This window comes from Curtobacterium sp. 8I-2, from assembly GCF_902506155.1.
GTDB classification, from domain to species: Bacteria; Actinomycetota; Actinomycetes; order Actinomycetales; family Microbacteriaceae; genus Curtobacterium; species Curtobacterium poinsettiae.
This window is the reverse complement of sequence record NZ_LR732827.1, coordinates 2,156,902-2,171,303: the sequence shown is the minus strand read 5'-3', so window position 1 is coordinate 2,171,303 and position 14,402 is coordinate 2,156,902. Positions and strand designations below refer to the sequence as shown.

Below are 14,402 nucleotides of genomic sequence, written 5' to 3'. Positions count from 1 at the left end.
GCGGAGTCTCAGACGCGCGTGCGCGGGAACCGGAAGGTGCGGACCTCGTAGGCGTCGACGGCGAACGAGGAAGCGTCGACCGCCGCGCCCGAGGCCAGCGGCTCTTCGAGCAGCGTCACCTCGGCAGCCGGCCCGAACGCAGCCCCGTCGGCCTCGGACACCGCGATGCCCCCGGTCCCCCGCTGCCCGGACGGCTCGTAGACGCGCACGACCAGGTCACCGGACCGGTCGTCGGCGAGCTTGACGCTCGACAGCACGACGTCGCCGGAGACCTGCACCAGCGGGTCGAAGCCGTGCGCGCCGGTGATCGTCCGCGCGCCCGCGTTCATCCGCACGCCGGCCGACGTGGCGCCGAGCTGGTCGGTGCCGATGACGATGCCGTAGCGGTGCGTCTGCACGCCCTGGTCGGTCTCGGGGTCCGGGAACCGGGGTGCCCGCAGCAGCGACAGCCGCACGGTGGTGGTGACGTGCCCGTCGACGGCGTCGCGCGTGGTGTCGAAGCCGTGGATCGAGTCGTTCACGAGCGCGACCCCGAAGCCCGGTTCGGACACGAGCACGTAGCGGTGCATCGAGGTCTCGAACTTGGCGGCCTCCCACGAGGTGTTCGTGTGTGTCACCCGCTTCTGCGCACCGAACTGCGTCTCGGCGACGGTGTGCTCGGCGCGGACGTCGAGCGGGAACGCCACCTTGAGGAACTTCTCGGTCTCGTGCCAGTCGGTCACCTGGTCGAACTCCAGGGTGCGGGACCCGGGCGCCAGGACGATCTCCTGCGTCACCGTCGAGTCGCCGAACGCCCGGGACACGACGACCCGTGCGACCCCGGACTCGTCGACCGACGCGGTCAGCCCGGTGGTCGACACGAGGTCCTCGACGCGGTTGCGGTAGTACCGGTCGACGTCCCATGCGTCCCACATGTTCGGGAAGTCCTGGTGCAGCTGCAGCAGGTTCGCCGCCTGGCCGGCCGCGATCGCCTCGCGTCCGCTCGCCAGGTCGACGGCGCTCGTCACGAGCCCCTGCGCGTCGACGACGACCCGCACCAGCTCGTTCGCCAGCACGTACCCGCCGTCCTGCTCGGTCAGGGACACGGCGGTCGCCGCCGCCACGTCGGTCGCCACGACGGCACCCTGCGCGGGTGCACCGGCCTGGAGGAACGGGGCCGGGTTCACGACGACGGCCGCGTCCCCGGCGCCGGCGAGCGCCGAGAGCGCCCGGTCGATGATCGCGGTCAGCGCCGCGGCCGTCTCGGCGTAGCGCTCGACCGCTTCGCGGTGCACCCATGCGATCGAGGTGCCCGGCAGGATGTCGTGGAACTGCTGGAGCAGGACCTGCTGCCACAGGGCGTCGAGTTCGTCGTACGGGTAGGTGAAGTCGGTGCGGGCGGCTGCGGTCGCGGCCCAGAGCTCGGCCTCGATGAGCAGCTGCTCGCACCGGCGGTTGCCCTGCTTCGTGCCGTGCTGGCTGGTCAGTGTGGCGCGGTGCAGCTCGAGGTACAGCTCCCCCACCCACACGGGCGGGTCGGGCAGCTCGGACTTCGCCCGGTCGAAGAACGTGTCGGGGTGCTCCCAGCGGACCTTCGCGCTGCCCTCGAGGTCGGCCAACCGTGCTGCGGTGCCGGTCATCTCGCGGGTGGTGCCACCGCCGCCGTCGCCCCAGCCCACCGGGGCGATCGAGCCGGTGGCGAGCCGGTTCTCACGGAACTGGCGGGAGGCCTTGGCGACCTCGCTGCCGGACAACCGCGAGTTGTAGGTGTCCATCGACGGGAAGTGCGAGAACACCCGCGACCCGTCGATGCCCTCCCACAGGAACGTGTGGTGCGGGAACTTGTTCACCTGGTTCCACGAGATCTTCTGCGTGAAGAACCACTCGAAGCCCGCGCGGCGCATGAGCTGCGGCAGCGCCGGCGAGTACCCGAAGCTGTCCGGCAGCCAGACGCCCTTGGGCCGGATGCCGAACTCGCGCTCGAAGAACCGCTGGCCCTGCGAGAACTGCCGGACGATGCTCTCGCCGGTCGGCATCACGGTGTCGGACTCGACCCACATGCCGCCGATCGGCAGGAACCGGCCGGCCTCGACCGCAGCCTTGACGCGGGCGTAGACCTCGGGGCGGTGCTCCTTGATCCACGCGTACTGCTGCGCGCTCGACATGCCGTACAGGAAGTCGTCGGTCTGGTCGATGAGCTCGGTCATGGTCGAGGTGGTGCGGGCGACCTTGCGGATCGTCTCGCGCACAGGCCAGAGCCAGGCGGAGTCGATGTGGGCGTGCCCGACGGCGGAGATGGTGTGCGCCGAGGCCTCGGCGGGAGCGGCGAGCACGTCGGCGAGCGCCGCGCGGGCGTCGGACGCGGTCTCCGGGATGTGCTGCAGGTCGAGCGCGTCGAGGGCGTCGTCGAGGGCCTGCAGGATCCGCATGCGTCGGGGTCCGGCGGGCAGCTCGGCCTGCAGTTCGAGCAGGACGTCGATGTCGAGGGCGAGTTCGTGCACCTCGGACTCGAAGACGGCGAGCTCGATCCGGCGGGTGGCGTAGAGGCGCTTCGAGGACGAGGTCTGCACGTCGCCCTCCTGCGTCGGCAGGAAGGGGTGGTAGTCGAGCAGGACGGGGTTCGACGCGGCCTCGACGAACAGTTCGACGGTCTCGCCACCCTCGGCCCGTTCGGTGACCAGGACCCACTGGTTGCGCGGGTTGATCGACTTCACGGGGGTGCCGTCGGCCAGGTACACGAGCCCCTCGCACTGGAACCCGGGCATGTTCTTGTCGAAGCCGAGGTCGATCACGGCCTCCACCCGGCGCCCGGCCCACTCGGTCGGCACGGTCCCGGTCAGCCGGAACCACGTCGTGCCCCAGGCCGCGCCCCACGGGGTGCCGACCTCGTAGGGCTCGAACGTGAGCGCGAGTCCCTCGGCGGGGGCGATCGGCTCACCGGGGAGCTCGTGCCAGGCGACGTCGAGCGGCGTCGCCGTGGCGTGCACCGCGGGGGTGATCCGCTCGTCGAGCACCCGTCGGGCGCGTCCGGTGGTGAGGGGGATGTCGTCGTGCATGGGGCCTTCCGGGGTCAGGGCGTGGTCGCGGGGTGGGCGACGCGGACGGTGGTGGTGTCGAGGTCGGACGGCACGTCGACGCAGCGGTCGATGCCACGGTCGGCCAGCAGTGCCGTGTCGGACAGTCGGGAGCGCAGGACGACCTGGGGGCCGCGGCCGTCCGGCGCGGCCTCGGCCAGCGCGAGCCAGGCGGCGGCGAACCGCCCGCCGGGGGCGCAGTCGGCGCGGGTGCCGTGGTGGTCGGTGCCGTCGGTCAGCACGTCGTCGAGGACGAGTGCGGTGGCCGGCGGTGCTGCGGGGGCGTCGCGGGTGTGCTCGGCACGGGCGAGGGCGGCGAACGCCTCGCCGACGGGCTTCAGGCGTCCGTCGTTCGTGAACAGCCCGAGGTCGTACTCGAGCTCGGGGAAGTCGGCGAGGGACCGCGCGACGTCGTGGGAGCACCACCACGTCACCCCGAGCACGTGCTGCGCGTCGAGGACGTGCCGGATGGTCTGCTCGGTGAACGCGGCGGCGTCGGCGGGGTCGACGACGTTGGTGGGGGCGCCGACCTCCTGCAGCCAGTTCGGCCGGGCGGCGTCGCGGTTCCAGGCCGCGGCGAGCTGGAGCAGGTACTCCCCGTGCCGCACCGACCCGGGCCCGAGGGCGCCGTGCAGGGCCGCCGAGCCGTTGAACACCCACGAGTGCGTGACCGTTGCGTCGCCGTGGTCCGCCGCGTGCTCGGGGCCGAAGGGCTGGGCGTCGTCGTACCAGGCCGCGTCGTACTGCGCGACGGTGACCAGGGGCCCAGGGCGCGACCCGGTGGCGGACGGGACCGACGAGGCGGCGCCGAGCCGCGCCTCCAGACCAGATCCCAGCCCCGCTCGCGCCGCCGCGACCATCGCCGCCGCCCACGCGTGCCCCTGCTCCGCCGTGACGGCGTGCGGGGCGGGGTGCGGCGCGTGCGCGAACTGGTTGACCTCGTTGCCGATGGTGATGCCGAGCAGGTTCGGCTTGTCGGCGACCGCTCCGGCGAGCGCCCGGACGTACGCGGCGGTCGAGGCGACCACGTCCGGGTCGGTGAACATGTTGCGGCGGTGCCAGCTGTCCAGCCACGACGGCACGAAGTCGAAGCTCGACAGGTGTCCCTGCAGGGCGTCCACGTTGACGTCGAGCCCGAACGAGCCGGCGAGGTCGACGACCGTCGCGACGTCGTCCAACGCCTGCTGCCGGATGAGGGTCCGGTTCGGCTGGACGACCGGCCAGAGCGGGAAGATCCGCACGTGGTCGGCGCCGAGCGACGCGATGGCCTCGAGGTCCCTGGCGGTGTCCGACCGCGAGAAGTCCAGCCACGAGTGGAACCAGCCGACCGCGGGCGTGTAGTTGACCCCGAACCGCATCAGCCCTTCACACCGCCCTCTTCGACGCCCTTGAAGAAGAAGCGCTGCAGGACGGCGAAGATCACGGCGATCGGGATGAACGCGATCATGGTGCCGGCCGCGATCATCCGCTGGTCGGTGGCGAACGTGCCCTGCAGGTACTGCAACCCGACGGTCAGGGTGAGGTTCTCGGGCGACTGCAGCACGATGAGCGGCCACAGGAAGTCGTCCCACGCCCCGATGAACGAGAAGATCGCGATGACGGCGATCGTCCCCTGCACGGCGGGCAGCGAGATGTAGCGCAGCCGCTGCAGGGCGTTCGCACCGTCCATCACCGCGGCCTGGTCGATCTCCTCGGGGATCTGCCGGAACGCGTTGAACATCAGCAGGACGTTGAGCGCCGCGATCATGCCGGGCAGGGCGACGCCGACCAGGTTGTCGGCGAGGCCGAGGTCCTTCACGGTGACGAACTGCGAGATGATCGTCGCTTCGCCGGGCAGCACCAGGGTGCCGAGGAACAGGCCGAGCACGAGCTTCCGGTGCCGCCATTGCAGACGGGCGAGGGCGAAGCCGGCCAGGGTCGCGAACACGATGTTGCCGAGCACGTCGATCGCGGCGACGAGCAGCGAGTTGCCGATGTACCGCCACACCGGGATCGCGGCGGCGACCTTCAGGTAGTTCTCGATGGTCGGTTCGGACGGGATGAACGACGGGTTCGCCGTGTAGATGTCCTCACCGGCGCCCTTGAGCGACGTGGACAGCTGCCACAGGAACGGGCCGATCGTGATGAAGAGCACCACGATGAGCAGGACGTAGCGGACGACCTTCTCGCGGGTGGACATGACGCCCCAGACCGCGCGGCGCCGCTTGCGTCCGTCGCGTCCGCCCCGTCCGTTCCGCCTGGAGGCCCGTCCAGCGCCCGTCGCGCCGGTCACGTCCGGCGTCGGGCTGGCTGCGCCCTGCGCGCCGCCGATGACGGGTTCGGTCGTGCTGGTGGTGTTCGTCACTTGTCCGCCTTGCTGTTCATCCGGGCGAGGGCGAGCATCGGCACGAGCGTCACGACGAAGAGCAGGAGGCTCAGTGCGGACGCGTAGCCGAGGTTGCCGGTGAAGCCGCGGGCGTACTGCTGGATGAGCATGACGAGCGAGTTGTCCTGCCCGCCGGGCCCGCCGGTGCCGTTGGTGAGGATGTAGAGCTCGCTGAACACCCGGAGCGCGGAGACGCACACCAGGATCCCGACGAGCGTCATGGTGCCGCGGACCCCGGGCATCGTGACCGACCAGAAACGTCGGACCGCGCCGGCGCCGTCGAGGGCGGCGGCTTCGTGCAGGTCCTTGCCGACGTTCCCGAGGGCAGCCAGGAAGATGATCATGTAGTAGCCGAGCCCCTTCCACACCGTCAGGCTGATGGCGCTGAGGAGCAGCAGCCACCGGTCGGTCAGGAACGGGACGCTGCCCTGCACGACGCCGAGGGCCTGCGCCATCTCGTTGATGACACCGCGGTCGTCGAGGATCCACGTCCAGATGAGCCCGACGACCACCGCGGACGCGATGACCGGCGTGTAGAACGCGGTGCGGAAGAACGCGATCCCGGGCAGCTTCTGCTGCACGAGCACCGCGATGAGGAGCGGGAGGACCGTCAGCAGCGGCAGGCACACCGCCATGTAGATGACGCTGTTGAGCAGCGCCTCCCACACCTGCGGGTCGGCGAGCAGGGTCTCGAAGTTCTTGACCCCCACCCACTGGCTGACGCCGCCGAGCGGGCTGGCGTTCGTGAACGACAACCGGACCGTGTTGATCGATGGCCACAGGCTGAACGCGACGAGCCAGATCAGTGCCGGCAGGACGAGTAACCAGGGTGTGTACCAGCGGTTGGCGCGCATGGCGATCCTCCCTCTTCCTTCGTCGGGGCCGGATCAGCCGTTGGCCAGCAGGCTGTTCATCTTGGTCTGGGCGGTCTCGAGCGCCTGCTTCGGCGCCACCTGCCCCTTCATCGCGAGCGCGATCTGCTGGTCGAGGAAGTCCGTCATCGCGGAGTTCGCCTCGACCGGGTTGATGACCTTCGCCGACTTCAGGGCCTCGTTCGCCAGGACCCGGGCCTCGCCGTTCACGGTGCCGTCGTCCTTCGAGAAGTACGGGTCGGACTGCGACGACGTGGTGGACGGGAAGATGTTCACCTTGTGGGCGAACGCCTCCTGGTTCTCCGCGTTCGTCATGAACTTCGCGAAGGCCTCGGCGGTGGCGAGGTGCTTCGACTTGCTCGACACCGACAGGCCCTGCACGTAGAGCGGCGGGGTGTCGAGTGCGGGGCTGACGGTGACCTTGCCCTTGAGCGACGGGTTGTTCTTCTCGAAGTCGGCGAGCGAGGTGGCGCCACCGGTCGTCCAGGCGACCTTGGCCTGCGTGAACAGGGTGGAGTTGCCGAGGTAGTCGCTGTTCAGCACGTTGGAGGGCATGTAGCCGTCCTGGTACGCGTCCTTGTAGCGGTCGATCAGGTCGGCGGCCTTCGACGAATCGGCGAAGGTGAACTTCGTGCCGTCGGCGTTGAGCACCTTGACGCCGGCGAGCGTGAAGTCGCCGAGGCCGGGCTTCCGGCTCATCAGGTACTCGGTCGGGCAGTTGTCGTGCATGGTCTTCGCCTGCGTGAACAGCTCGTCGGTGGTCTTCGGCGGGTTCTTCGCGTCGAGGCCGCACTTGGCGAACATCGTCGAGTTCCAGTAGTTCACGTCGGTGTTGAGGTACCAGGGGTACCCGAACGTGCCGTTGACGCCCTTGTACTCGTAGGAGTCCACCGCACCGGCGACGTACGTGCTGGCGAGCTTCGAGTCGTCCTTCGCGACGTCCTGCAGGAACCCGCGCTTCGCGAGCGGCAGGGCGATGTCCGGCGGCAGGTTGATCACGTCGGGCAGGCTGTTCGACGAGGCCTGGCTGAGCACCTTGTCGGCGTACCCGTCGCCCGGCTGGTCCTGCAGCTTGACCTTCGCGTCCGGGTGAGCCTGCTCGAAGTCCTTGATGACCCCGTTGAGGTACCCCGTGTAGGTGGGCGTGAGTGCCCAGGTCTGCAGGGTGATGGTGCCGCTGATCTCGCCGCCGCCGTTGTCGGCCGCGTTCCCGCCGCTCGAGCAGCCGGTCAGGACGAGCGCCGTGGCGGCGGCCGTCGCGAGCAGCGCGGTGGCGCGGCCCCTCGTCATGCGTGTGGTGGTCCTCATGGCGTCTGACTCCCTCGTCATAACTGAACCGGTTCAGCAGCAGTCACCGAACCCGTGTGTGGCAGCCACTGTGGATGACTAAAGCGCTATAGTCAACCCCGTGGCCACCAAGCGTCGAACGACGATCGCCGACATCGCCGCGCGGGCCGGCGTGTCCATCAGCGCGGTGTCGTTCGCGTTGAACGACCGCCCCGGCGTCTCCGACGAGACCCGTCGCCGCGTGCGCGAGATCGCCCGCGAGCTCGACTGGCAACCGCACACCGCGGCCCGGGCGCTCGGCGGCGCGAAGGCCGGTTCCATCGGGTTCGTGCTGAACCGCCCGGCCCGGACCCTGGGCACGGAGTCGTTCTTCGGCGACCTGATCTCCGGCATCCAACTCGGACTCGCCGGCACGCACGTCGGCATGAACCTGCTCGTCGCGCGCGACGCCGAGGAGGAACTCGAGACCTACCGGGACTGGTGGCGAGGCCACCGTGTCGACGGCGTGATCGTGATCGACCCCCGTCGCGACGATGCCCGGCTCGCCCTGCTCGCCGACCTCGGCATGCCCACCGTCGTCGTCGGCTCACACCCTTCCCCCGACGGCGCCGCCCCCACGGTCTGGATCGACGACTCGGACGCCACCGACACCGTCCTGCGGTACCTGCACGCGCTCGGGCACCGGCGCATCGCCCACGTCGCCGGGCGGCCGGAGTTCGAGCACACCGCGATGCGCATGGACCGGCTGCGCGCCTTCGCCGCCGACGAAGGGCTCGACGACACGGTGTCCGTACCGACCGACTACTCCGCCGAGGCCGGCGCGAGCGCCACCCGCACCCTGCTGTCCCGGAGCGTCCGACCGACCGCGATCGTCTACGACAACGACGTGCTCGCCGTCGCCGGGCTGGGCGTGGCGAGCGAGATGGGCGTCGCGGTGCCCGGGGACGTCTCGATCGTGTCCTTCGACGACTCGGCGATGATCCGGCTCGTCCGCCCCGCGATCACCTCGCTCACCCGCGACACCGTCGAGCTCGGACAACGTGCGGCGACCCTGCTGCGCGCGCAGATCGACGCGAGCACCCCGCTCCCCTCACGCCCGGGTCCCTCGCTCACCCTGAGCGTCCGCGAGTCCACCGGCCGCGCCCCCGCCTGACCCGCTCCAGACCTGGGCGCCGACGACCCGCTCCCCCTCCGGCCGCCGATTCGACCCACTCGTGCTGCCGCCACGCCCGCCGCTCCCGCTCCCGCCGCTCCCGCTCCCGCCGCCGCTCCCGAAGCGCGGCGCGGCTGCCTGCATCTGGCGCACGCACCGCACTGCACTGCGCCGACGCGGGACGACGTGGTCTTCTCCGCGCCGTGACGGTTCTGGTTCACGAAACCCGAGGATCGCGAACCAGAACCGTCATCGACGCGGAGCGGAACCTCCTTCTCCGGCGGGCAACGGTCACCGGCGGTTCGTCGGGGGTCGGACCCGCTCGAGTGCCCGCCGCATGGACGACGTCGTACTGAAGCCGAAGCGGGTCGCGACGTCGGACGGGCGGTCGCCCCGCGCGAGTGCGCTCCGGACGGCGAGACTGCGGTACCAGCGGCCGAGCTGCGCGGGCGAGCATCCCGTCGCTGCGACGCACCGGCGCTCGAGGGTGCGCTCCGACATGTCGATGTCGGCGAGGAGCGCCCGCACGGATGGTTGACCGGCCGGATCGAACAGGCGGTCGAGGATCCGCGCGAGACCGTTGTCGCCGAGCATCGGGGGCGGGTTGTCGCGGAGCACCGTCGTGACGACGAGCCGGGCGAGGGCCTGCTGCTGCGCGCCGTGCCACCTGCCGCCGTCGAGGTGCCCGACGTGGCGCAGCGCGAGGCCGACGTCGGGCGAGGGAGCGCCGGGCGGGCCGGTCGTCGCGACGGGTGGGAGCGCGAGGACCTCGTCGGCGAGCGGGCCGAGCGTTGCGGTGCCGGCGTCGACGATCGCGATGTCGTCTCCGCGCCGGATCCAGACGGAGCGGGACCGCGTCGCCACCCAGACGTGCGTGCCCGTCGGTTCGACGTCGAGCGTCCATGCCTCGTCGTCGGAGCGGACCTCGGCGCCCGGCCCGACCTGGAGCCCGACGGCGTCGATCAGTGCTCGGAGCGCATCACCCATCCGACGAGCGTGATCCACGGGCAGGACGCGCGGACGTGGAGCGGGCAACCTGTGGAAGAGGGGGGATAACCCCACCCGGGGTGGGGAGAGGGCAGGATGGGGGAACGGCTCCGCGATCGCGAGGCTGGATGCATGACCGACACCGACCGCCTCGACCAGGCGCGAACCGTCCCGCTGGACGACGTCACGCCTTCGCCCGACCAGGCCCAGACCGTCCCACTGGGCGAGTCCGTGCCCCCTGGAGCCACCAAGCCGATGCCCCAGTACCCGCGCCAGCACCAGCAGGACACCGGGGACACTCAGGGTGCCCGGCAGTCCCCGCCGGCGTCGTGGAGCGCCACCCCGCGCGTCGGGTCCGGCCCGGTCGGCGGCCCCGGTTCGGGTCGTGGGTCCGGCATGACCGCTGGACAGTTCTACCGTGACGCGTGGAGGCGCCTGCCGCGGGACTTCGGCTACATGGCGCTCACCGCCGTACTGCTCTGCACGCTGTACTTCGCGTTCCCGGCGGCGGTCTTCGGCGGCGGCTTCCGCGACCTGTTCAACCCGTTCGTCCTGCTCATGTTCTTCATCGCGCTGTTCGTGGCGCGGTGGCTCGGCCAGTTCGAGAAGCTCCGCATGAGCTGGGCCGACCGACGCCCGATCCGCCCGGTGGACTGGACGCCCCGCTGGCAGCAGAACTGGTGGACCCGCACCGGCTCGGCAGTCGCCAACCCGCACTACTGGCTCTACCTGCTGCACGCCGCGGTCGTCTACCCGCTCGTCGCGGTCGCGACCGTCGGGACCGGTGCACTGCTGCTCGTCGGCTTCGCCTGGCCGATCGTCGTGGGCGGACTGTACTTCGCGAACAACGTCCGGGTCGGCTACTTCACGGACAGCGTCGGGTTCGTGACCGGCGTCGGTGCCCTCGGCCTGCTGTCGATGACCGCCTCGGTCGTGCTCTTCCCGCTCTGGGCCCGCGGGTCCGTCCTCGCGCACTACTGGGTCGACTTCGGCCTGCTGGGCGGCTTCCGGGCCGAGCAACTCGAGCAGCGGGTCGCCGGCCTGCAGGCCTCCCGTGCCGGTGCCGTCACCGCCGAGGGGCAGGCGCTCCGCCAGATCGAGCGCGACCTGCACGACGGCCCACAGCAGCGGCTGGTGCGACTCCGCATGGACCTGTCCGCCGCCGAGCGCGCCTTCGAGAAGGACCCCGAGAAGGCCAAGCAGCTCATCGGTGAGGCATCCGAGCACGCCCAGGACGCCCTCGACGAACTGCGCGCACTGTCCCGCGGCTTCGCCCCGCCGATCCTGCTCGACCGCGGACTCGTCGCGGCGCTCGAGGCACTGGTCGCCCGCACCCCGATCCCGGTGGGCCTGGACGTCCGGCTGCCCGAGGGCCTGGAGCTCGCCACGGAGATCCAGCGCAACGTGTACTTCACGGTGAGCGAACTCCTGACGAACACGATGAAGCACGCCGGCGCCACCACCGCCGGGGTGTACCTCGGCCTGGTCGTCGACGCCTCGGGTCTCTGGTACCTGACGGTCAGCGTCACCGACGACGGCCGGGGTGGCGCACGACCGCAGCAGGGCCACGGGATCGAGGGCCTGATCGGCCGCATGCGGGCCCTCGACGGCGACCTGGTCGTCTCGAGCCCCGAGGGCGGCCCGACCGAGGCCACCGCCCGGATCCCCCTCGGAGCCCTGAACGGCGTGCCGACGGCGGCGAACCAGCGGTCGTGACCCCACGGGGGCGCCCGCGCTCCCACTAGGCTGGTCGGCATGACAGACGGCCTGGATGCAGCACGCATCCGGGCCGTCGTCGTCGACGACGCCGTCCTGCTGCGCGAGGGCCTGGCCCGCGTGCTCGACGAGGCCGGCATCGACGTCATCGGGCAGTACTCCGACGCCCGGGCCTTCCTGGCGACCCTGCCCGAGGGTGCGCCGGACGTCGTGGTGATGGACGTGCGGATGCCGCCGACCTTCACCGACGAAGGGGTCCGCGCCGCCGTCGAGACCCGCCGGATCGCGCCACGGACGGGTGTGCTCCTGCTCTCCCAGTACGTCGAGGCCACCTACGCCGAGGACGTCCTGGCCGCCGGTGCGACCGGCATCGGCTACCTGCTCAAGGACCGTGTCACCCGGCTCGAGGAGATCGACGACGCCGTCCGCCGCATCGCCGCCGGGGGCACCGTGCTCGACCCCGAGGTCGTCACGCAGCTGATGAGCCGCCGCCGCGACCCGCTCGCCGCGCTCACCCCGCGCGAGCGTGACGTGCTCGGGCTGATGGCCGAGGGCCGCACGAACGCCGCGATCGCCCGCGCCCTGGTGATCGGCACCGGCGCCGTCGAGAAGCACGTGTCGAGCATCTTCGGCAAGCTCGCGCTCGAGGACACCGGAGAGGACCACCGCCGTGTCCTCGCCGTCCTCGCCTACCTCGGATGAGCCGAGCCCTGTGATGAACCGGGTCCCCGCGCCCCTGCTGGCCCTCACCGCGATGGTGTCCGTCCAACTCGGCGCCGCGATCGCGAAGACCCACTTCGACGAGGTCGGTGCGGTCGGGGCCGCCACGCTCCGGCTCGTCATCGGTGCCGTCGTCCTCGCCCTGGTGGTCCGTCCACGCGTCCGGCACTGGACGCGGGCGCAGTGGCTCGGTGCGGTCGGCCTCGGCCTGGCGCTCGGCGGCATGAACGTCTTCATCTACCTGTCGTTCGCGAGCATCCCGATCGGTGTCGCCGTGACGATCGAGTTCCTCGGGCCGCTCGCCCTGTCGCTCGTGCACACCCGGCGCTGGCGTGATGCCCTGTGGGCCGTGCTGGCGCTCGCGGGGGTCGTGCTGCTCGGCGTCGGCCCGACCGCGGTGACCGAGGTGGGCGGGGTCGTCTGGGCGGTCCTCGCGGCCGGCTGCTGGGCGGGCTACATCGTGATGAACCGGCACGTCGGCGCCGCGATCCCCGGTGTCGACGGGCTCGTCGTGTCGATGGTGGTCGCGATGCTCGTGTCGCTGCCGTTCGGGCTCCGGTCCGCGGTCGACGGTGTCGTGCGCGAACCGGCGCTCCTGCTCGTCTTCGGTGCCGTCGCCGTGCTGTCCAGCGTGCTGCCGTACGCCCTCGAGATGCTCGCGCTCCGCCGGATGCCGACACGGGTGTTCGGGGTGCTGCAGAGCCTCGGCCCGGCGATCGCCGCCCTGGCCGGCCTGGTGGTGCTGGCCGAGGGGCTGTCGGTGCTCGAGACGGTCGCCCTGGCGTGCGTCACCGCCGCGAGCGTCGGCGTGACGCTGTCGGCGCGTCGCCGACGTGGCGGACCGGTGGGGTGAACGAAGAGGAGGCCCGGATCACGTCCGCCGACGGCGGTGCGTGATCCGGGCCTCCTGAGAAGTCCGTCTACTCGTCGCGCAGGAAGTCTGCGTACGTGGGTTCCGACTGCTCACCCGACAGCAGGGCCGGATCGTTGATCCGACGCTCGACGTAGGCGCTGATGACCTCGGGCGGGGTGAGCACGTGGGCGACCCAGGACGGCACCGCTGCGTTCTTCATGGTGCCTCCTTCGTGAGCACGGGTCCGGACCGAATGCCTCGATCAGTGAGTTACTTGCTGAACCCGTGTTCGCTAAACCATCCTCGGGGTGTGGGCGGAAGTCAACGCAGTGCGTTCTGCGGACTCCGGTTCGCGCTGTCCCGGTCGGCACGGAGCGTGCGGTGCTTCACCGCGGAACGCCACACCCACGCCTCGGCCTGCTGCCCGAACTGCGCCCACTCCACGAGCACGGCGTCGCGGGTCCAGCTCTTCGCGAAGGCCTTCACCCGAACGTGGAAGGTCGGGAACTGGATCCACGCCCAGACCGGCTTCGGGGTGACGGCGTGGCAGACGTCGTCGCCGCGGGCGTCCTCGGACAGGGAGTAGGCGCGCGGACGCTCGACCTCCGGGTGTTCCGGGGGCTGCCACCGGTTCTCGCGACGCCGTCCCACGACGGTATTCGAACGTGTGTTCGAACAGCCGTCAAGTCGACCGCGCCGTCTGGACGACGACCCGGTGCCCGACGGGCGTGTCGCAAGGGGCGCCGAACCGCGGGGAACGTGTTCCGCTGGCGCCGCCCCGGGGCATAGGGTGCGGGCATGCAGAGCAGCACGGGGGTACGGGTGGTGTCGGCGGCCGCGGTGGTGGCGGCGCTGGTGTTCGGAGCGGCCGGACTGGTCGGGACGGTCTGGTTGGCGCCCTGGGACCTGCCCCGCGGGCTGCTCCTCGGCGCCACGGTCGTCGGGGGCATCGCCGGCGTCGTCGTGCTCGTCGCCGCGGTGCGTGCTCGGGACCGCCGGGCGCTCACGTTCGCGGTGTCCGTGCTCGCGTTCGCGCTCATGTCGCTGGTTCCCGGACTGTTGATCGACGTGTTCCTCGTCGTCGCGCAGGCGGCGCTCGTGGCCTTCGGCGTCGTCACGGTCCGGAGCGAACCGGGTGCGCAGCGGGCCTTCGGCTGGATCGTCACGGTGGCGGCCGCGGCGTGGTTCGTCACCGCGCTGCTGTCGAACACCGTGCTCCTCACGGCACTCCCGCAGGAGTCCCTCGGCGTGGCCTTCGCGGTCCCGGGCCTGCTGCAGACCGTCGCGTACCTGGCCGCCGCGGTGCTCGTCGCCGTGCCGCTGCTGCGCCCGGTGGGCCGCGGCGTCGGCGTGCTGTGGGCCTCGGCCGAGGTGCGCTGACCCGGACTCCCGCTCG

General features: G+C 71.3%; 13 protein-coding genes. 5 read left to right on the top strand and 8 right to left on the bottom strand.

The genetic code is table 11. The annotated features are described in order from the left end of the window. Positions 1-8: 8 nt before the first annotated feature. From BOSE127_RS14035 to BOSE127_RS14015, 5 genes are read right to left on the bottom strand one after another with little or no spacing between them, the layout of a single operon-like run. Entirely contained in the window at positions 9-3,035 is a 3,027-nt protein-coding gene (locus BOSE127_RS14035; protein WP_159557689.1) for an alpha-mannosidase, read from the bottom strand. A 14-nt stretch (positions 3,036-3,049) separates the two neighbouring features. Continuing rightward, complete coding sequence (locus BOSE127_RS14030) at positions 3,050-4,411, bottom strand: glycoside hydrolase 5 family protein (protein ID WP_159557687.1); 1,362 nt, start codon at positions 4,409-4,411, stop codon at positions 3,050-3,052. Then, positions 4,411-5,397: a carbohydrate ABC transporter permease gene (locus BOSE127_RS14025; protein ID WP_201300456.1), complete on the bottom strand. Its 987-nt coding sequence runs from the start codon at positions 5,395-5,397 to the stop codon at positions 4,411-4,413. The genes BOSE127_RS14030 and BOSE127_RS14025 overlap by 1 nt, the downstream gene beginning before the upstream one ends. Beyond that, positions 5,394-6,272: a carbohydrate ABC transporter permease gene (locus tag BOSE127_RS14020; RefSeq protein ID WP_017886011.1), complete on the bottom strand. Its 879-nt coding sequence runs from the start codon at positions 6,270-6,272 to the stop codon at positions 5,394-5,396. The genes BOSE127_RS14025 and BOSE127_RS14020 overlap by 4 nt, the downstream gene beginning before the upstream one ends. 33 nt (positions 6,273-6,305) lie before the next feature. Beyond that, entirely contained in the window at positions 6,306-7,580 is a 1,275-nt protein-coding gene (locus BOSE127_RS14015) for an ABC transporter substrate-binding protein (RefSeq protein WP_159557685.1), read from the bottom strand. A gap of 118 nt (positions 7,581-7,698) precedes the next feature. On the opposite strand from BOSE127_RS14015, the gene BOSE127_RS14010 reads away from it, so the two are divergent. Next, positions 7,699-8,730, top strand: coding sequence for a LacI family DNA-binding transcriptional regulator (locus BOSE127_RS14010; RefSeq protein ID WP_082509677.1), 1,032 nt, complete (start codon positions 7,699-7,701; stop codon positions 8,728-8,730). Positions 8,731-9,021: 291 nt separating this feature from the next. On the opposite strand, the gene BOSE127_RS14005 is transcribed toward BOSE127_RS14010, so the two are convergent. Then, complete coding sequence (locus BOSE127_RS14005) at positions 9,022-9,717, bottom strand: helix-turn-helix domain-containing protein (protein ID WP_159557683.1); 696 nt, start codon at positions 9,715-9,717, stop codon at positions 9,022-9,024. A 132-nt stretch (positions 9,718-9,849) separates the two neighbouring features. On the opposite strand from BOSE127_RS14005, the gene BOSE127_RS14000 reads away from it, so the two are divergent. From BOSE127_RS14000 to BOSE127_RS13990, 3 genes are read left to right on the top strand one after another with little or no spacing between them, the layout of a single operon-like run. Further along, entirely contained in the window at positions 9,850-11,433 is a 1,584-nt protein-coding gene (locus BOSE127_RS14000; protein ID WP_042538527.1) for a sensor histidine kinase, read from the top strand. Positions 11,434-11,472: 39 nt separating this feature from the next. After that, on the top strand, positions 11,473-12,135 hold the full coding sequence (locus tag BOSE127_RS13995; RefSeq protein ID WP_017886016.1) for a response regulator transcription factor: 663 nt from the start codon (positions 11,473-11,475) through the stop codon (positions 12,133-12,135). A 13-nt stretch (positions 12,136-12,148) separates the two neighbouring features. Next, positions 12,149-13,006 carry an EamA family transporter gene (locus BOSE127_RS13990; protein WP_042538531.1) on the top strand — a complete coding sequence of 286 codons (858 nt, stop codon included), beginning with the start codon at positions 12,149-12,151 and terminating at the stop codon, positions 13,004-13,006. Between the two features lie 67 nt (positions 13,007-13,073). On the opposite strand, the gene BOSE127_RS13985 is transcribed toward BOSE127_RS13990, so the two are convergent. Both BOSE127_RS13985 and BOSE127_RS13980 read right to left on the bottom strand, forming a co-directional pair. Beyond that, positions 13,074-13,226, bottom strand: coding sequence for a hypothetical protein (locus BOSE127_RS13985; protein ID WP_017886018.1), 153 nt, complete (start codon positions 13,224-13,226; stop codon positions 13,074-13,076). Positions 13,227-13,327: 101 nt separating this feature from the next. Further along, complete coding sequence (locus BOSE127_RS13980; RefSeq protein ID WP_017886019.1) at positions 13,328-13,657, bottom strand: hypothetical protein; 330 nt, start codon at positions 13,655-13,657, stop codon at positions 13,328-13,330. Between the two features lie 147 nt (positions 13,658-13,804). On the opposite strand from BOSE127_RS13980, the gene BOSE127_RS13975 reads away from it, so the two are divergent. Beyond that, on the top strand, positions 13,805-14,386 hold the full coding sequence (locus tag BOSE127_RS13975; RefSeq protein WP_159557681.1) for a hypothetical protein: 582 nt from the start codon (positions 13,805-13,807) through the stop codon (positions 14,384-14,386). The last annotated feature ends 16 nt before the right edge of the window (positions 14,387-14,402 follow it).